The 17,233-nt window shown below is 63.7% G+C and carries 14 protein-coding genes; 7 read left to right on the forward strand and 7 right to left on the reverse strand.

Annotated features, from left to right (window positions below; all coding sequences use genetic code 11):
* Window positions 1-34 precede the first annotated feature (34 nt).
* From ACWPN7_RS34130 to ACWPN7_RS34150, 5 genes are all read left to right on the forward strand, one after another.
* Entirely contained in the window at window positions 35-2,377 is a 2,343-nt protein-coding gene (locus tag ACWPN7_RS34130; RefSeq protein WP_459198219.1) for a DegT/DnrJ/EryC1/StrS family aminotransferase, read from the forward strand.
* Between the two features lie 104 nt (window positions 2,378-2,481).
* Complete coding sequence (locus ACWPN7_RS34135; RefSeq protein WP_492273759.1) at window positions 2,482-3,882, forward strand: glycosyltransferase; 1,401 nt, start codon at window positions 2,482-2,484, stop codon at window positions 3,880-3,882.
* Window positions 3,879-4,583 carry a cytidylyltransferase domain-containing protein gene (locus ACWPN7_RS34140; protein ID WP_459198221.1) on the forward strand — a complete coding sequence of 235 codons (705 nt, stop codon included), beginning with the start codon at window positions 3,879-3,881 and terminating at the stop codon, window positions 4,581-4,583. The genes ACWPN7_RS34135 and ACWPN7_RS34140 overlap by 4 nt, the downstream gene beginning before the upstream one ends.
* Complete coding sequence (gene galE, locus ACWPN7_RS34145; protein WP_459198222.1) at window positions 4,580-5,608, forward strand: UDP-glucose 4-epimerase GalE; 1,029 nt, start codon at window positions 4,580-4,582, stop codon at window positions 5,606-5,608. The genes ACWPN7_RS34140 and galE overlap by 4 nt, the downstream gene beginning before the upstream one ends.
* A 273-nt stretch (window positions 5,609-5,881) precedes the next feature.
* The gene (locus ACWPN7_RS34150) at window positions 5,882-7,003 is read left to right on the forward strand and encodes a hypothetical protein (RefSeq protein ID WP_492273760.1); all 1,122 of its coding nucleotides are present in this window, start codon (window positions 5,882-5,884) and stop codon (window positions 7,001-7,003) included.
* Here ACWPN7_RS34150 and ACWPN7_RS34155 read toward each other — a convergent pair.
* From ACWPN7_RS34155 to ACWPN7_RS34165, 3 genes are read right to left on the reverse strand one after another with little or no spacing between them, the layout of a single operon-like run.
* Window positions 6,993-7,961 carry a hypothetical protein gene (locus tag ACWPN7_RS34155; RefSeq protein WP_459198224.1) on the reverse strand — a complete coding sequence of 323 codons (969 nt, stop codon included), beginning with the start codon at window positions 7,959-7,961 and terminating at the stop codon, window positions 6,993-6,995. The genes ACWPN7_RS34150 and ACWPN7_RS34155 overlap by 11 nt on opposite strands.
* A gap of 8 nt (window positions 7,962-7,969) precedes the next feature.
* Complete coding sequence (locus ACWPN7_RS34160) at window positions 7,970-8,959, reverse strand: Gfo/Idh/MocA family oxidoreductase (RefSeq protein WP_459198225.1); 990 nt, start codon at window positions 8,957-8,959, stop codon at window positions 7,970-7,972.
* Window positions 8,956-9,687 carry a cytidylyltransferase domain-containing protein gene (locus ACWPN7_RS34165; protein WP_459198226.1) on the reverse strand — a complete coding sequence of 244 codons (732 nt, stop codon included), beginning with the start codon at window positions 9,685-9,687 and terminating at the stop codon, window positions 8,956-8,958. The genes ACWPN7_RS34160 and ACWPN7_RS34165 overlap by 4 nt, the downstream gene beginning before the upstream one ends.
* Here ACWPN7_RS34165 and ACWPN7_RS34170 point away from each other — a divergent pair.
* Entirely contained in the window at window positions 9,668-10,084 is a 417-nt protein-coding gene (locus ACWPN7_RS34170; protein ID WP_492273761.1) for a hypothetical protein, read from the forward strand. The two genes, ACWPN7_RS34165 and ACWPN7_RS34170, sit on opposite strands and share 20 nt — an antisense overlap.
* Before the next feature lie 136 nt (window positions 10,085-10,220).
* Here the strand turns inward: ACWPN7_RS34170 and ACWPN7_RS34175 are convergent.
* Window positions 10,221-11,392, reverse strand: a protein-coding gene (locus ACWPN7_RS34175; RefSeq protein WP_492273762.1) for an IS3 family transposase whose coding sequence is annotated in 2 segments (ribosomal slippage) — window positions 10,221-11,107 and window positions 11,107-11,392 — 1,173 coding nt in all. Because the reading frame shifts where the segments join, the coding sequence is not laid out codon by codon here.
* Window positions 11,393-11,800: 408 nt separating this feature from the next.
* Between ACWPN7_RS34175 and ACWPN7_RS34180 the strand changes: the two genes are divergently transcribed.
* Window positions 11,801-13,483, forward strand: a complete 1,683-nt coding sequence (locus ACWPN7_RS34180; protein WP_459197929.1) for a glycosyltransferase family 4 protein — start codon at window positions 11,801-11,803, stop codon at window positions 13,481-13,483.
* Window positions 13,484-13,583: 100 nt separating this feature from the next.
* On the opposite strand, the gene ACWPN7_RS34185 is transcribed toward ACWPN7_RS34180, so the two are convergent.
* From ACWPN7_RS34185 to ACWPN7_RS34195, 3 genes are all read right to left on the reverse strand, one after another.
* Window positions 13,584-14,147, reverse strand: coding sequence for a D-sedoheptulose-7-phosphate isomerase (locus tag ACWPN7_RS34185; RefSeq protein ID WP_103040893.1), 564 nt, complete (start codon window positions 14,145-14,147; stop codon window positions 13,584-13,586).
* A 118-nt stretch (window positions 14,148-14,265) separates the two neighbouring features.
* Window positions 14,266-15,309, reverse strand: a complete 1,044-nt coding sequence (locus ACWPN7_RS34190; protein WP_459197928.1) for a rhamnan synthesis F family protein — start codon at window positions 15,307-15,309, stop codon at window positions 14,266-14,268.
* Window positions 15,309-17,105, reverse strand: coding sequence for a class I SAM-dependent methyltransferase (locus ACWPN7_RS34195; protein ID WP_459197927.1), 1,797 nt, complete (start codon window positions 17,103-17,105; stop codon window positions 15,309-15,311). The genes ACWPN7_RS34190 and ACWPN7_RS34195 overlap by 1 nt, the downstream gene beginning before the upstream one ends.
* Between the last annotated feature and the right edge of the window lie 128 nt (window positions 17,106-17,233).

The raw sequence follows: 17,233 nt of genomic DNA on the forward strand, positions 1-17,233 counted from the left end.
CGCGCGGGATTTCCAGTGATTCTCGGAGGGGTGAATGTCGCAGCTAGCGCTTGCGGGCGGCCTGCCCGCCGTCCGGCGTCCCCTTGCAGGGTTCAAGGGCATCGGGGATGAGGAGCGCTCCGCCGTCCTGCGCGTCCTGGACGAGGGAACGCTGTCCGGCTTTTATGGCAGCCCGCAGCCCCGCTTTTTCGGCGGGCCGGAGGTGCTGGCGCTCGAAGACGCCTGGTGCCGGCGTTTCGGCGTTGCCCACGCGGTCGCGGTCAACTCCGCCACGTCGGGCCTCATCGCCGCCATGGGAGCAATCGGACTGGGCCCGGGGGACGAGGTGATCGTTCCCCCCTACACGATGTCGGCGACCGCCGTGGCACCGCTGTTCTACGGCGCCGTTCCGGTCTTTGCGGATATCGAGCCGAACTGGTTCTGCATCGATCCGGCCGCGGTCGCCCGCGCCATCACGCCGTTCACGCGCGCCATCGTGGCGGTGAATCTGTTCGGCCATCCGGCCGAGCTGGCCCGACTGCGCGCCTTGGCCGACGCGCATGGGCTGTTCCTCATCGAGGACAACGCCCAGGCGATCCTGGCGGAGGAGGCGGGCCGCCTCGCCGGAACAGTCGGGCACATTGGGGTGTACAGCCTCAACGTCCACAAGCATATCCAGACTGGCGAGGGCGGGGTCTGCGTGACCTCCGACCCCGGTTTGGCCCAGCGCCTCCAGTTGATCCGAAACCATGGTGAGAACGTCACCGAATGGGTCGGCGCCTCGGACCTCACCAATCTGGTCGGGTTCAACTTCCGCATGCCGGAACTCGCCGCCGCCATCGGCTGCGCCCAGCTTGCGAAGATGGATGGGCTGGTTCGCCGGTGCGAGCGCTTGGCGGCGCTGCTGAGCGAGGGCGTTCGCGGACTGGCGGGCCTGACGCCACCTGCGGTCCGTGCAGGCTGTCGTCACAATTACTTCATGTGGACGTTGCGTTACGACGCCGCGGCCGTCGGCGCTCCGCGCTCCGCGTTCTGCCGTGCTCTGCAAGCGGAAGGCGTTCCGGTGTCGGAAGGCTATGTGCGCCCGCTGTATCTGTTGCCTTTGTTCCAGCAGCGCAAGGCGATCGGCCCTGACGGTTTTCCTTTCACGCTGCGCCACCGCACCTACCCGTCCGGTCTGTGCCCGGTGGTCGAAGCGATGCACGACGATCAGGTCATCCAGTTTCAACCGGTGTCGTGGGATGTCGACGACAAACAGATCGACATGATCGTCGAAGCCTTCCACAAAGTGCATAGGGCCGCTCCGGCGCTGGATCGGGATCCGGCGCCGGAGCGGCCGGTGTTCCGCCGTCCAGCTCCGCGGGTGCTCTATTCCAAGCCTGCCGGCGATGTGCTGAGTGAGAGCGAAACGCTTCTTTCGGACAATTGCCGCCTGCTGGAGGAACAGCGCCGTGTATCGGCACACCTCTCGACCGGGGCTTCGCGATCGTCCTGCCTTCTGTGCGGCGCCGACATCGCAGGGGCTCCCTGGTTCAACCATCGGGCCGTCGTCTATGTGCGATGCGGGCATTGCTCTCACGTCCAAACCCGCAATCAGCTACCATCGGGATATCCGGAAGCACAGGCACCCGGCCTTGCGTTCGGCGATTGGTATCCTTCGGCCGATCGCCATGCCTTCGACAGTCGGCGCGATCGGATCTACCAGGCAAAGCTTGATTTCGTCCTGACCGCCACCGATGATCTCGGCATCAATCGGGAGACGCTTCTTGGGAAGCGTTGGCTCGAGCTCGGCTGCGGAGCCGGCTACTTCCTTGATGCGCTTATCAGGGCCGGCGTGGGGCAACTAACCGGGCTCGATGCAAGCGCCCGACTGGTGAATTACGCCAACCAGACGCTTTCACGCCCGGTTTCCCGACACTGGTCCGGCAGCCTGCCATCCGCACTGGCCGCGCACGAAGCCGACGTGATCGTCGCCTGGTTCGTTCTGGAGCATGTGGAGGAAGCGCAGGCGTTCTGGCGCGCACTGGGCGGATGCCCACCGGGCACAATCTTCTGCTTCGCGGTACCAACCCTGGGGCTTTCCACCCTGCTCGAGACCACAGTCGATCACCATTACGCCCGCAACCTGGACAGCATGCTGCACTGCCAGCTCTATACGGAGGAGTCGATCAGCCACGCTTTGCAAGTCGCTGGCTTCGACCCAGTCGCGCACTGGGTGTTCGGGCAGGACGCCTTGGATCTGCGCCGGATGCTGTCGGTTCCGCTCATGGAACGGGCCTCCGCTTCCTTCCGTACGGCATTGGCACCGGCTCTCAATGCCGCCCTCGACCCTTTGCAAAGCGCCATTGATCGAGCCCATTTGGCCGATGCACGCCATGTCATTGCGGTGAAGAGGTGAGCAACGGCACACAACGGATTTCTTGTGTCCTGCTTGTAACAGGGCGCGGCTTTCGGGGCATTTCCGTAGAAAAATATGCCCTGCGGCATAACATGAGAGCATAGATGACTGGCCCAAAACTGACGGTGTATTTGGTCTGCCGCAACCATCGGCGTTTTGTCGAACAGGCGATCGAGAGCGTTCTCCGGCAGTCGATCGATGGGTGGGAGTTGCTCATCATCGATGATGGCTCGCAGGACGGTACACAGGAGCTTGTTGCGGCTTATCAATCGGACCCACGAATTCGCCTGTTCACGGCGGGCGGCATCGGCTTGCCGGCGGTTTGCAATCTAGCTCTCAAAGAGTCCCGCGGCGAATACATTGTGCGTCTGGATGGTGACGACTATTTCGATGAAAACTTCCTGCTTGTTCTGTCGAATCACCTCGACAGATACCCGGACGTTGCTCTTGTATTCCCTGACTATTACCTAACGGATGAGTTCGGGAACGTCGAGCTGCGCACATGGCGCCGCCGTCTCTACCAGGACGACCATGTTTTGGACACGCCGCCTAACGGCGCCTGCACGATGGTGCGCCGTTCCGTTCTGAAAAAGCTTGGCGGTTACCGCGAGGATCTCGGTGCGCAGGACGGGCTCGATCTCTGGGTCAAGCTGCGGCAGCTGTACCGCTCCGCCAACATCAATATGCCTTTGTTTTACTATCGGCGGCATTCCTCGAACTTGACCGGCAACGTCCACCGCATCGCCAACGCGCGGCGCCGGATCAAACGCGACGCTGTCGAAGCGATGCCCGACCGGCCCCGCTCCATCACGGCGGTCATACCCTGCCGGCGACGCTACGACTTCGTGCCCGATGTCTGGGCGCAGTCAGTGAACGGCACGCCGCTGCTTCAAAGCGCGCTTCGGACCTGCCTGGACTGCGAACTGATCGACCGCATCGTTGTCGCCTGCGACAACCAGGATGCCGCCGACATAGTCAACGCGGTGAATGACCCCCGTTGCACGTTCTTCCTGCGTGATCCTGCGGAAACCTTACGGACGCACAGTCTGGTTCCAACCATCGCGGCCATCCTGGGCGATGACGGGCAGAAGCGGGAGGGGCTGACGGTGATCCGGTATGCCCAGGCGCCTTTCGTCACCGCGGATACGATGTCCGAAGCGATCTCCACGCTTCTCCTGAATGAGGCCGACTGCAGCTTCGGAGTTGAGGAAGTACCAGGCCAAGTCTACCGCAGAACCGCTCACAGCTTCCAAGCCATCAGCCAGCCGGGTGGAATCGGGTTCGACGGCTCCGTCATCTATCGGGATTCACATACAGTCGTATGCTTGCGCAACCGGAACATCGCCCTGGGCGCATTGCTCGGGCCGCGGACCATCAATTTCGTCAACACGCCCGAGGAGTCGTTCTTCATCAACTCACCGTTGAAGCTTGATATCGCCGAACTCATGGCCAGGAAACTGCGGCAGGGGAGCCTTGCTGGAACGCAGGTACCGGTGCTCCCATGACGGACCGCGCCGGCCGAACCGGAGTCATTGTGGCAGCCCGGACAGATTCCAGCCGCCTTCCAGGCAAAGCGTTGCTGCCGCTTGCCGGGGTGCCCTCGATCCTGTTCTTGTTGCGCCGCCTGCAAGGCATGAAACATGCGGCAGCGGTGATTCTCGCCACCACGGATCGCGCCGTCGACAACCGTCTTGCCGATATGGTCTCGATGGAGGGAGTTCCGGTTTTCCGGGGCGCATGCAACGACGTCGCTGGCCGTTACGTCGATGCCGCGGCCGCCTTCGGCTTCGACCGCGTCGTGCGCGTGACGGGGGATTGCCCTCTCCTGGACGGTGCCACGATCGATGAATGCCTCGACCGGGCCGGCGGTCTGGAGGATTGCGACCTTGCCACGACGAAGGGAAGCTATCCGGTCGGCATCGATTGCGAAATCTACCTGGCGGACCGGCTTGCCGCGCTGCACCGCCAGGGCCGGCTTTCACCCGAGGAGTGCGAGCATGTGACCCTGCATTTCTACCGTCCCGGTTCCTTTCGGATCCGGCGACTGCAATGTCCACCGGAATGGATCAGTCCGGAGCGTGCGCTGACCCTCGACACGCCTGCGGATTACGATGCGCTCTCGCGTTTGATCAACAGGGCCGGTCGGCCGGACACGCCGGTGCCAGACCTCCTTGCCATTCTGGACGCGGGCGGAACAACGGCATGAGCACCGTTCTCGTGACCGGGGGAGCCGGATACATCGGCAGCCATGCCTGCAAGGCCCTGGCAATGGCCGGGCACGTCCCCATCACGCTCGACACTCTGGAGCGGGGACACCGCTGGGCTGTGAAATGGGGTCCGCTGGAGGTCGGGGACATCGGCGATGCCGCGACGCTCGACCGTGTCTTCGCCGTCTACCGGCCGGACTGTGTGCTGCATTTCGCTGCTTACGCGTATGTCGGGGAATCCGTCACAGCCCCAGCCCTCTACTATCGGAACAATGTCCTCGGCACTCTGTCGCTTCTGGAAGCCATGCGGCGATCCGGGTGCGCTCGGATCGTGTTCTCCAGTTCGTGTGCCGTGTACGGGATTCCGACGCGCCTGCCAATCAGCGAGGACGCGGCGTTGGAACCCATCAATGCCTACGGGTCCACGAAATTAGCGGCCGAGCGCCTTCTCGTCGATTTCGAGGCGGCGTATGGGCTGCGCTCCGTACGGCTGCGCTATTTCAACGCCGCAGGTGCCGATCCGGATGGCGACATCGGCGAGGATCATTCGCCTGAAACACACATCATTCCATTAGCCCTGCAGACAGCGGCGGGGCTGCTGCCGCACATGACCGTCTTCGGAAACGACTACGGCACGCCCGACGGTACGTGCATCCGCGATTTCATTCATGTCGGCGACTTGGCCGAAGCCCATGTTCTTGCCCTGGAATGGCTGCTGTCCGGCAATCCTTCACGCTGCTTCAACCTGGGCACCGGGCAGGGCCATTCGGTGGAGACCGTCATCGCGGCCACCGAAGCGGTTTCCGGACGATCCGTGGCAAGGGTGGTGCATCCACGCCGCCCCGGTGACCCGGCCGTTCTCATCGCTGACCCGACGCGCGCCAATGTGGAATTGGGTTGGCACGCACGCTCCACGCTGCAAGACCAAGTGAGAAATGCATGGGCTTGGCATCAGCGGTGCAGGCTGCCGGAGGCGACTGAAACCGATGCCGTTGCGCCTCTGGAGGCGAAGCTATCGGTGTGAAATTTGACTGGGTGTCTCATTTCCGGGCCGCGGTACACCATAGAAGCGCGAGATGAAGGTCTGCTGGCGGATGTGCTCGGCCAACGCGGCATCCGAGCAGGGGCCAAGCGAGCCTCGGCGCTCCTACACCACGCCTCGGAACACGATCTGTCGTTTTAAGCACCCGCTAACGGGTAAGGTCTACAGAGACAACGATCACCTTCGTCTTGCCTGAACGATCACAGTTCAATCGAACGAAGGAAAAACGATTATGGAATTCTGTGGAGATACCCCGTGCTGGCCGAAGGAATTCCTATGGATATTGATTCCATGACCATCGGTATCAAATATTACCATTCCATTCCCCTGCCGGCAGAGCCGGTATGGTACGGGCTCGATCGTGCGCTCCGCGACTGGCTCGATATGCCGCAGAGCATTCCGGTGCTGATGGATATGCACCACGGACCGGATACATACGTCGCCGCACTGCCAGTCTACTTGGCCAGTCCCGCCCCGCTTCTTGTCGGTCGTGAAGAGAGCCGAGCCCTGTACGTCGACGGTCACGGCAAGGTGGCTTATGTCATGGGCACGCCTTATGTCCACCATCGACGGCAGCAGGGAATCCAGCCAGCACCGAGCGCTCGGGGAACGCTGGTTTTTCCGGCCCATTCTACTCATCACAATCACGCTCAATTCGATGTTGATAGATACATCGATCTACTGCTGAGCTTGCCAGAGCCATTCCACCCAATAGAAGTTTGCCTGTATTGGAAGGATATTCTCGACGGAAATCTTGAGCATTATAGGTCGCGTGGTATCAATGTGCACACGGCTGGCCATATGTTCGATCCGTTTTTTTGCACCCGATTCTACGATATTTTGCGAAAATTCCGCTATGCAACGGCAAACATGATCGTTGGAACACACTCCGTCCTCGCGCTTGAGATGGGGCTGCCGTTCTTCGCCTTGGGACCGGCCGCGCAATACGAATATGTGGGCAGCGATCCGAACCTCGACGGCAGTTACCGGGGAGAGGAGCACTGGGTCGACGTGACATGCACCGACCCGGTCACCAAGGAGTTCTACAAGCTCGTTCCGCGCTGGACGCCGGGAATGGAACCTTCGAACGTCGCACCCAGTCCGCGTCTCCTGGAACTCGCATCGATCATGCACGGCTGCGACGCCCCGCTCGACAAGGCGATGCTGCGCCAGGTCATCTTCGCGCGCTATGTCGAGACCAACCGTTGGGGAGCGTGCAAGCTGCGATGCGTCTTGGAGAACCCCGCCATCCTCCACGCGCCCAACCTGGAATCCGTCTTCGGCGCCAGCCCCGACATGGTGGAGTTCGTGCGCTTCGTTGCGCGCTACCCGGACGTCCTGCCCTTGGCCAGCCCTACGCCGCCGATCATGTCGTGACGGCAAAAGGCTCGATGTGCGGGTTCGATTCTCGCGCGCCGGCTGCGGTTCGGCCAACCTGAAAGCTTACGATCCGCCGCCCGCAACGCAACGCGGTCACGAGCGTGATCGAGGTCATGCCCCAGACCTCGTCCGCAACCGCGATCAAGGTTTCGGCGGGCTCCCCGGTGACGCACCCGTCGAGTCCGCGGTCGAGCCATCCGCGCAAGCGTTCCCGGACCCGGTCGCCATCCTGCCGGGGGTGGGGACGCACGAGGAAGCGGGCTCCGTCCCGGCGGCTGGCCGCGGCCTCGGCCATGCGGTCCAGGGTGCTTGCCCAGTCGTATCCCGGATCCCGTTCCGGATCGTCTGACCGCTCCATCGGATCCAGGAACACTGCGACAAGCGGCCGTCCTGCGGCGCCGAGGATGGCCTTCAGGCGAGCCGAACCGCTTCCCATCGCCCCGATGCGTTCGCACGCCGCCTCGACGGCCGGATGTCCAGCGACCACGATGCGTCCAGCAAGGGTGCCCGCATCGACGCCCTGCCTATGGAGATCGGCTCTCAGGCCCGCCCCGGCGACGGCGTCGGGAACGACGATCCGGTCGGGCAGGACCGGAGCGCCATCATCCGGAGGCACGAAGTGCGCCGCATAGTTCTTCCAATGGTCAAATACGAACACCGTCGCGACCGAAGCCGAAGCACACATCCTGAGGATTTCGTGCGTGCGCGCGAAGCTGGTCTGAGAGCCGAGCAGGAGCGCCATATCCTGGGGGGCCGCAGCGAGCCGTTCGGCAAGCAGGGCGGCCGGCACGTAAGGACGGTTCAGGTTTGCCGCCGCCCACCCCTCCGCGAACCAGACGCCAGGACGCTCGACGGCCGCCTCCATCGCCGAGAGGACGGCGACCGCACCTGGATCCACGGCATACCGATGCACGCATGACCACTGTCCGAAGATCGGCCGCAGCTGGCGAAGCATCTCCTCCCTCATGCGTCCCCCATGGCGCGTCTCGCCAGAGCCTTGCTGTGGAGCACATCGACCCAACGCTGGGCAGCCAGGGCCTCCCTTGCGCCGCACAGCGGTTCCACCCCCCGGTGGACGACGTCATGAAGATGCGCCATCAAGGTGAGCATGGCGGACCCGTGGGGGACCGCGCGCTGTTCCACCGGAACCAAGCGCCGCCCGGGGGGCAGCCCCTCACCGTCACGAACCTCCCAGCGCCGTAGGCGGCGATGATCCTGGTCGATGATCCAGCGTCCGGTCCGCGAGAACACGTCCACCTCGAAAAGCGTGAAACAGCGCTCGTCCAGTCCCTGCAAGATCACTTCCGAACACCGTTCGGTCCTCAAAACGGCGGTGACGGTTGGATCATCGTCCCACCAGTCGAACTGCCAGCCCAGAGGTTCCGCCGCCAGCACCTCGCCGAACAACAACCGCGTCAGGTCGATGGCGTGTGAGCCGTTGTGCCGCGCCCCTTTCGCATAACGGATGGTCGCGGCCAGAACCGTGTCCCGTCCTGCCAGCTGGCGGGCCAGATCATGGTAGACGCCAACGAAGCGGCGCGTGAAGTTGACGAGAAGCGGGATTCCAGCCGCCCGATACAGGTCCCGGATGCGTTCCCCTTCCGCGGCATCGCCTGCCAGGGGCTTCTCCGCCACGACCGCCCGGATTCCGAAGCGTGGCAGACACTCCAGAAACGCAACCTGCGCCGACACGGGCAGGCAGAGACTCACCACATCCGGACGGGTTTCGGCCAGCATCGCCAGCGGGTCTGCATAAACCGGGCAGCCCCATGCAGCCGCTGCATCGCGCGCCGCATCGTCCGTGTCGGCAAGGGCGACCAGAGAGAATCCAGGCGAAATGCTGTACCCGCCGGCGTGCGTTGAAGGGAGCGGCGTGTTCGGGCGATCCATTCGGCATCCGATCGCTCCACAACCAATAACGGCTGCGCGCAGTGATGGAGCAAGCCAGCTCATCTCTCGGCCGCGGCTTTCTGCCGGACAGTCGCGTTAAGCGCCACCCAGTCGGGGCGCTGACGCAACAGCGCGACCACTGCCTCCGCCCGAAAATCCCGGTTCTCGGCATGAAGCGTCTCGAATGTTCGGCGCACCAGCTCGTAATCGGCCGGCTCGTCCACGGTCAGGCGAAGATCGGGCCAACGCAAGGCCCCGTCATCGGCGGTCCAGCCAGCTTGGGAAAACAGGTCGGGATGGCGGGCCAGGAAATAGCTTCCATGCACGCGGTCGACCGGATCCGATGAAAGGATGGACGACCGCTCCAAGGCAGCTACATGAAAGGCCCGCACGTCGAAGCCGATGGGAAGGCCCGGCACAAGATTATTGGCGGCGTAGTCACACTCCCGCTTGTGCAGGAGCGCCACCGTCGCATCAATATGTCCGGGATCCACCAGGGGGTTGTCTCCGGTCAACTGCACCAGCACATCGGCATCGTATCGCCGCGCCGCGCCAAGAAGCCTCTCCGTGATGTCATCGACTGGCCCCGCATGGACAGGACAGCCGATCCGGTCGCACAGATCGAGGATGATGCGGTCGGCCGGCCGGTCCGTGGTTGCGACGATCACGAGATCGACACTCGACGCGCGGCGCGCTCGTTCAACCAACCTTTGCAGCATCGGCTTACCGGCGAGCGGGAGCATTACCTTGCCTGGCAGACGCTCTGATGCCATGCGTGCCTCGATGGTCACGGCAACTCGACGAAATCTCTTCCGGGTCATCGACATCTTCCAGAAATGGCGCAAAAAGCGGGCGAGCGATTGCCGTGTGTTCAGACAGCGTGATAATCAGATGCTAGCGGTTGCCGCAAGGGGAACGCCGCTGCAGTTTCAGGAGAATCGTGTGCCGTTCCAACCGTCCTCCTCTTCCGACCTGGAACCGCTGCGTCGCTCATTCCAGACGATTGTTGATCGGTTGGCACCCGACATCGCAGGCCATCCCCGCCGCACCGGCGGCAGCCTCGACGTCGGCGGGCGAGAGCTGCGCTATATCGACCTGCACAGCGTCTATTGGCAGAGTCGCCAGATTTTCATCGACCGCCTTTACGACCTGGACTGGAGTTGCCCCGGCTCGGTGGACACCATCTGACTTGCGCAGGAGGTGTTGACCGATGCCGAAAACCCGCCCCCCTTATCCGCCGGAATTCCGGCAGCATATGGTCGAGCTGGTCCGCTCTGGACGCGATCCAGCCGACTGAGCTTCCCCTGAAGCAGTGGACAGCGGGTTATGCGGCCTGTCGCTCGGCCTGCTCAGGGGTGATGTAGCCAATCGCCGAGTGCAGGCGTTGGCGATTGTAGTAGCCTTCGATGTAGCCGAACAGGTCCCGCTTGGCGTCCTCACGGGTCGCGTACCGGTGATGGTGGACGAGTTCCGATTTCAGGCTCCCGAAGAAGCTTTCCATCGGCGCGTTGTCCCAGCAGTTCCCCTTGCGGCTCATCGACGGGGTAATGCCGTGGCTTTTCAAGGCCTTGCGGTAGGCCGCCGAGGCGTATTGGCATCCGCGGTCGGAAGGGTGCAGAAGGCCGGGGGCCGGCCGCTGGCGCTGGAGGGCCATGGTGAGCGCCGCCAGCGGCAATTCGGTGCGCAGATGATCGCGCATCGCCCACCCAATCGCCTTGCGGCTGAACAGATCCAGCACCACTGCCAGGTACAGCCAGCCCTCGTCGGTTGGCACGTAGGTGATGTCGGTGAGCCAGACCTGGTTCGGAGCGGTGGGAGTGAAGTTGCGGTCCAGGAGGTTGGGGGCGATCGGCAGAGCGTGATTGCTGTCGGTGGTGCGGACCCGGAAGGCCCGGGGACGCTGGGCGCGAAGACCATGACGGTGCATGAGGCGTTCGACACGCCCCCGGCTGACGGTTCGGCCCTGCGCCCGCAGGGCGGCATGGATTCGCGGCGCTCCATAGCGCTCGCGGTGATCGGCGTGAAGCCGCCGGATGTCATCGAGCAATTGCCGGTTCGCCGCCTGACGCGGGCTCTCCGGTCGCGTGCGCCAAGCATAGTAGCCGGACGGCGACACGCCGAGCGCATCGCAGAGCACCCGAACCGGGTATTCGTCGCGGCAATCCTCAACGATCCGGAACCTCATTTCAGAGGCTCCGAGAAAATGCTCACAGTTTTTTTTAATATGTCTCGTTCCATGCGGACGCGATCCAGTTCGCGTTTCAGGCGCGCGATTTCCGCCGATTGATCGCCGGCGACCAGGGGGGGCCGGCGCTTGCTTGGTGGGGAGCTGCGCCGGCCCCCTGGCCCGGAAACGCGCCGCCGCCACGTGCGCAGCATCGACGGCTGGATGCCCAAGTCCTTGGCAACATGCTCCAGGGGCCGGCCACTGCTTTCCAACAGGGCCACGGCTTCCCGCTTGAACTCGTCCGTGAAGAAGCGCCGTTTCGTCGTCATGTCCACCTCTCCGCTCCCCGCGGGAGCTTAACAAAGGTGTCCACCGATTCGGAGGAGGCTCATCGCCGTCTTCACCTTCATCGAAGGATGGTACAATCCCCGCCGACGGCACTCCGCCCTCGGCTATCTGTCACCGATCGTCTATGAAAGGAGACCCCGCACCACGGAGTGAAACAAGACCCAACCCGTCCACCGAGCCGGGACAACTCCATGAAGACCTGCTGCCATAGTGCGTCCTCCTCAGAACGAGATAACGCGCCACGACACTCCGGGATCACACACCTATTCCATGCCGATTCACACCCGTGTCCTGCCAAAGCCGTCAGGGCCGGCGCGGTTCAGGCTGCGCCGACAGCGCCACGCGGTGTATCATCCGCGCCCCCGCCTCTCTTTTGAAAGCGCCTTCTGGTGTCGAACGCCGCCATTTTCTTTCATCCCGACGGCTATCTGACCGCACGCAAGGACCTGAAGGGTCGCCATGTTGCGGGCGAGTCCTTCCTGAACGGCTTTTTTCGCCATTCCGGCCAGTCGGAATTCATCTGCCACGCGGCCAGCCCGGAACAGGCCCGGAGCTTTGCTGAACTGGCCGGGCGCCTCGCGCCCGGAAGCTCCACGCAACTGGTCCCGACGACGGCGCCCGAAGGGTTGGCAAGGGTCGGCTGCCTGTTCGTGCCAGGACCGGGGATCGACCGGTTCGTCTGGCAGCGGCGGCGCGTGGGGCAGCGGACCTACAGCCTGTGCGGCATCACCCACACCACGTCGGAATCCCCGGAGATGTTCGGCCAGCTTCTGACGGCGCCGGTGCAGCCGTGGGACGCCGTCATCTGCACCTCCCTGGCCGCCCGCGCCTCGGTGGAGGCAATCCTGCATCCCTATGCGGCCTTCCTGAGCGAACGCTTCGGTGCCGCGAAGATGCCGATGCCGCAGTTGCCTGTGATCCCGCTGGGCATCGACACCGGCGCCTTCCGCTTCGACGAGGCGGTGCGCCACGAGGAGCGCAAGCGGCTGGGCATCGCAGCTGACGACGTGGCGGTGCTCTTCGTCGGCCGCCTCAGCTTCCACGCCAAAGCCCACCCAATACCCATGTACATGGCGCTGCAGCGGACGGCGGAGCGCACCGGACGGCGCATCCACCTGATCCAGGCGGGCTGGTTCAGCAACGACGCCGTAGCCGCGGCCTTCCAGAAGGGCGCCCGCCGCTATTGCCCCTCGGTCAACGCGATCTTCCTCGACGGGCGGGTCCCGGACGTGCGGACGCGCATCTGGGCGGCGGCCGACCTGTTCACCTCGCTGTCGGACAACATCCAGGAAACCTTCGGCATCACGCCGCTGGAGGCAATGGCCGCCGGCCTGCCCGTCGTCGTCGCCGACTGGAACGGCTACCGCGAGACGGTGCGCCACGGTGTCGACGGCTTCCGCATTCCGACGATGCTGCCGCCGCTGGGCTCCGGACTCGATCTGGCGGAACGCTACGCCATCGGCGTGGACACCTACGATTACTACATCGGCCGGGCGTCCCAGATGACCTCGGTCGACATCGACGCGGCCGAGGACGCCTTCACCCGGCTGACGCTCGATGGCGCGCTGCGCCGGCGAATGGGCGAAGCGGCCCGCGTCCGTGCCGGGGAGTTCGACTGGCGGGTCATCATTCCGCGTTACCAGGAGCTGTGGCGGGAGCTTGCCGCGATCCGGGGGCAAGGGGTGGAAAGCGCGCCCTGGCGTGGCGGCAACCTGCCCGATGGCGACGCCCGCATCGGGCCCAATCCGGTGCGGCCGGACCCCATGAGCATGTTCGCCTCCTACCCGACGGAAACGCTTTCCGGCGCGACGCGGCTGGTCCGCACAGACGGCGCCAGCATGGCCATGCTGACGGAACTGCTGGCCGATCCGCTGAACTCCACAGCCGGGGGACTGCTGTCGCCGCCTGCCGAACTCGCCCTGGCGCTGGACGCCTTCGCGCCGCCGCTCGGCCGCAGCGTCGCCGAGGTGGCCGCCCAGCTGCCCGCGGACCATCGGCTGATGTTCGCGCGAAGCCTCGTCCATCTTCTGAAGTTCGGCCTGCTGCGCATGGCACCGCCGCCGGCGGCATGAGCGGAGCGTGTCGGACCGCTTCCCTCCCCTTCCCGGGAGCGGTCCGGCAACCATCGCCCATCCTGCGGAGCCCCGGCGGGCCGGGGCCCGCGCAACGGCGTCAGAGGCAGCGCGCCTCGACCATCTCGCAAATGTAATGGTAGATGCAGAGATGCACCTGCTGGATGTCCGGGGTGTGGCGGGACGGCACGGCGATCAGGTGGTCGCACAGATCCGCCATCTTGCCGCCGCCCTCTCCGGTCAGTCCGACGGTCGTCATGCCCGCCGCCCGCGCCGCCTGCAGGGCGTTCACGACATTCTTCGAGTTGCCGCTGGTGCTGATCCCGAACAGCACCCCGCCGGGGGCGGCGTAAGCCTCCACCTGGCGGGAGAAGACGGTGGCGTAGTCATAGTCGTTGCTCCAGGCGGTCAGCACCGCCGCGTTCGACGACAGGCAGATGGCCTTCAGGGCGCGACGCTCCTTGAGGAAGCGGCCGACCAGCTCGCCGGTGATGTGCATCGCGTCCGCCGCCGAACCGCCGTTGCCGCACACCAGCAGAGGACGGTCGTTGCGCAGGGCTTCGGCGATGGCCCCGACGGCCCGTTCGGTCACCGCGTCGAATTCGGGAGTGGCCGAGCGCTGGATCAAGGCGGCCGCGGCGGCCAGATGCGAAGAGAGGGCCATAAACGTCCCGTTCGTTCAAAGGACAAGGTTCAGGAGACGGCGCGACTATAGGAGGCAATGGAGCGCAGCATCAAGCGGCTCCGGTGGGCTTTGGCACCAAACCGCGCGGCGGCCGGCATCAGACGCTGCGGTTCTTCAGGGACAGTTCGAGATGCCGCAGGATCAGATCGGTGTCGTAATCGGTCGACTGCTTCACCACCCGCTCCCAATAGGTCAGCAAGGGAATGTGCGCGGGATTTTTCTGCAGCAGCTCCCGCTTCAGGAACGGGAAATCCATCTGGGCGATCATGTAGTCCCAGAAGAAGTGGGTCGAGTTCAGCGGCCGGCCGGCGTTGATGATACGAAACACCTGCTGAATGAAGTTCTTGCGGACCGGATCGATGCCTTCGGACAGGATGTCCCGCTCCACCACCGCCTCGATCAGAGCCGCCGCCGCGTCCCGGTACGGAAACGCCGCGCGGCACCGCAGACCGGCCTGCCGCATCGCGCGCGTCAGCCCGACCTCGTACTTCATGATGATCCAGGTCTTTGACTGGACATAGCGCAGCTTGCTCCAGAACTCGGCGAAAGCGGGCGATTGCAGCGCCGGCTTGTGGAAGACCAGAAAGTAGCTTTGCAGATGGAAGGAGAATTCCCAGCAGTCCGAGGCCCCCCAGACGTCCGCCGTTTCCGGCTCCATCCGCTCCAGCACACCCGCAATATGATGGAGCGGGCCGTAGACGCTGTCGTTGGCCAGCAGCAGCGTATCGAGCGCGGCGAGGTCGGGGATGGCCGCGATGCCCTCCTTGTAGGCGCCGAAATCGTAACCGACGTTGGCGCGCCGCAGGATGAGCGCGCAATGGCGCTGCAACCAGGCGACTTCCGAAGCGCCCAGCGTGGGCGCGTTGCTGACAAAGACGATGGCAAAGCCGCTGTCGGCCAACTGGCGCAGATAATGCCGCGCGAAGTCATGCACGACACCCTTGCGGTCGTAATGGACAAACACCACCAGACGTTTTGCCCCGGCAAGCGGGATTACCCCTTCCCACCGCTCACGCACATAGCTTTCCTTTCTCAACGAACTAAAAGAATAGGAAATATATGCGTTAACAAGATGAAGCTGCTTAATCAGCCACATTACAAGACTGCGGCCACGATGAAAAAAAAGAGAAAAGAAATCCATTATTTTTCTTCCTTCACCACGAGCCGATGGCTTCGAGCCAATGCCTCTGCTTGCTCAAGAAGCTCTTCGGGGACCTGAGGTCTTGTTGAAGGAATAAAAAGAATGCGCAGAACAGATTCCGCTTCCCTATTGCACCCCAATTGCACCAAAGCCAAAGCCTGACTGTAAATTGCAGGCCACATCAGCATTTTTGCTTGCTGCGGATCAGTACAAAGAAGTTCCTTGCTGGCCTCATAAGCTTTGGAAAACCAGCCTACAGCTGACTTGGCCGATTTCCGATAATTCAGAGACAATATTCCGAGCAAAAACGACACCGTGGCCGTCTGAGCTGGGCTCAGCAACGGAATTTCTTGCTCCATTTTCCAAGACAGCTTATCTGCTATAGGATAATTTCCGGAGTTCACAAGATTTGTGAAAATATTATATCGTACATGGATCGCAATGTTTTTCAAAAAATGAGAAGGGATGCTTTCCTTCATTACAGGGCTGGGCTTCAGCTCCAATGCCTCAAGCGCATCTACCGCGGCGACTGCATCAATTGAGGCCAGGATCTGGACGACATACACACGGGCCCGCCAAGCCAGATCGTCGGTTTCGCCGTCGTCGGCGCCGATCTTCTGAAGCACGGCACGGGCGTGCTCGCCGGCCATGGCCGCCGCCTGGAAGCGGGTCCGCGCCAGATCGCGGTTCCCGTGATGCAACCAAGCCAGCATGCCGAGGCAGTAGAGAATGCCGCACAGGCTGAAGGGGGCGCGGGCATGGAACGCGGCCAGATCCGCCGGCCAATCGGTCCAGGCCAGCAGTTCGTCGGGCTTGTCCAGATCGAAGCCGAAACGCGCCCGGCACGCCTCGACCACCTGACGGGCGGCCTCCTCCGCTTCGGCGAAGCGGCCGGCGTGGGTCAGCTCCTTCAGGCGGCGGTAGCGCAAGCCGAGACCGAGCGGCGTGTCCGGCGCAATGGTCCGCGCCCGCTCCCGCAGATAGTCGATGTAGCGGTTGCGGTCGAGCCGCCGCGACAGGTCGGCGGTTCCCTCGGTCATCGAGACGGCGGCGCGGAGCGTCGGTCCATGCTCGGTCACCTGGACGGCCGTGAAGCCGGCGCGACGCAGCAGGGCCTCGAAACCGGTGCGGCTGTACAGAGTGACGTGGTAGCCGGGGCTGAGCAGCGGCACCAGGATGCCGGCCGGGGTGTCGGGCGCGATCGCGCCGGCGTTGGGCGTGGTCAGCAGCAGCGTGCCGCCGGGAGCGAGCACGCCGCGCAGGATCTCCAGGAAGCCCAGCGGTTCGAACACATGCTCGACCACCTCGGAGCAGAGCACCAGATCGAACGGTTCCGGCCCGGCGTCGGCCGGCGTGCGCAGATAGGTCGAGGCGATGGGAAGATCCAGCATCTCGCGCCCGAAGTTCGCCGCGAATCCCGGATCGATGCCCTGGACCGACCAGCCGAAGACGGAGCGCGCGAAGTCGAGCGAAAAGCCGAAGCCGCAGCCGATCTCCAGATAGCGCTGGACCTTCGAGGGATCGATGGCCGCCAGCGGCTCCGCCATCACGTCGATGCCGGCCCCCTGCTCCAGATAGAAGGCGAGCGCCTCCCTGGTGGCGTGGGCGGTCTCGTATTCCGGTTCCTTCAACGTTGGGAAGAAGGACGTGCCGCAATGATTGCAAAGCGCCAGCGGCAGCTCGGGACACGGAGGAATAGCCGAACGGACCTGCAGACGGACGGGTTTCGGAGCGGTATCCGCGCAAGCAGGGCAGGGTGCCTCGACGGTGTTGTCGATATCCCAGTCGATGTGCATCCCGGAAACAGCCTTTGGTAATGCGGACGGATAAGCGGAGAACGAGTCCGCAATAGCAGAATAGCCGTTGGACAGGCAACCGTGCTGAGGTTTTGACCGGCGCCGCGGGAGGAACCCGCTTGGCAGCG

It is taken from the genome of Azospirillum sp. UENF 312511, assembly GCF_058780635.1.

What these genes read in the sequence shown, in the direction of transcription:
- ACWPN7_RS34195 (WP_459197927.1), bottom strand. Translation starts at nt 17,105, where the DNA reads ATGCACATCGACTGGGATATCGACAACACCGTCGAGGCACCCTGCCCT.
- ACWPN7_RS34130 (WP_459198219.1), top strand. Translation starts at nt 35, where the DNA reads ATGTCGCAGCTAGCGCTTGCGGGCGGCCTGCCCGCCGTCCGGCGTCCC.
- ACWPN7_RS34140 (WP_459198221.1), top strand. Translation starts at nt 3,879, where the DNA reads ATGACGGACCGCGCCGGCCGAACCGGAGTCATTGTGGCAGCCCGGACA.
- ACWPN7_RS34170 (WP_492273761.1), top strand. Translation starts at nt 9,668, where the DNA reads ATGCGTGCCTCGATGGTCACGGCAACTCGACGAAATCTCTTCCGGGTC.
- ACWPN7_RS34135 (WP_492273759.1), top strand. Translation starts at nt 2,482, where the DNA reads ATGACTGGCCCAAAACTGACGGTGTATTTGGTCTGCCGCAACCATCGG.
- ACWPN7_RS34155 (WP_459198224.1), bottom strand. Translation starts at nt 7,961, where the DNA reads ATGCTTCGCCAGCTGCGGCCGATCTTCGGACAGTGGTCATGCGTGCAT.
- ACWPN7_RS34185 (WP_103040893.1), bottom strand. Translation starts at nt 14,147, where the DNA reads ATGGCCCTCTCTTCGCATCTGGCCGCCGCGGCCGCCTTGATCCAGCGC.
- ACWPN7_RS34160 (WP_459198225.1), bottom strand. Translation starts at nt 8,959, where the DNA reads ATGAGCTGGCTTGCTCCATCACTGCGCGCAGCCGTTATTGGTTGTGGA.
- ACWPN7_RS34190 (WP_459197928.1), bottom strand. Translation starts at nt 15,309, where the DNA reads ATGGATTTCTTTTCTCTTTTTTTTCATCGTGGCCGCAGTCTTGTAATG.
- galE (WP_459198222.1), top strand. Translation starts at nt 4,580, where the DNA reads ATGAGCACCGTTCTCGTGACCGGGGGAGCCGGATACATCGGCAGCCAT.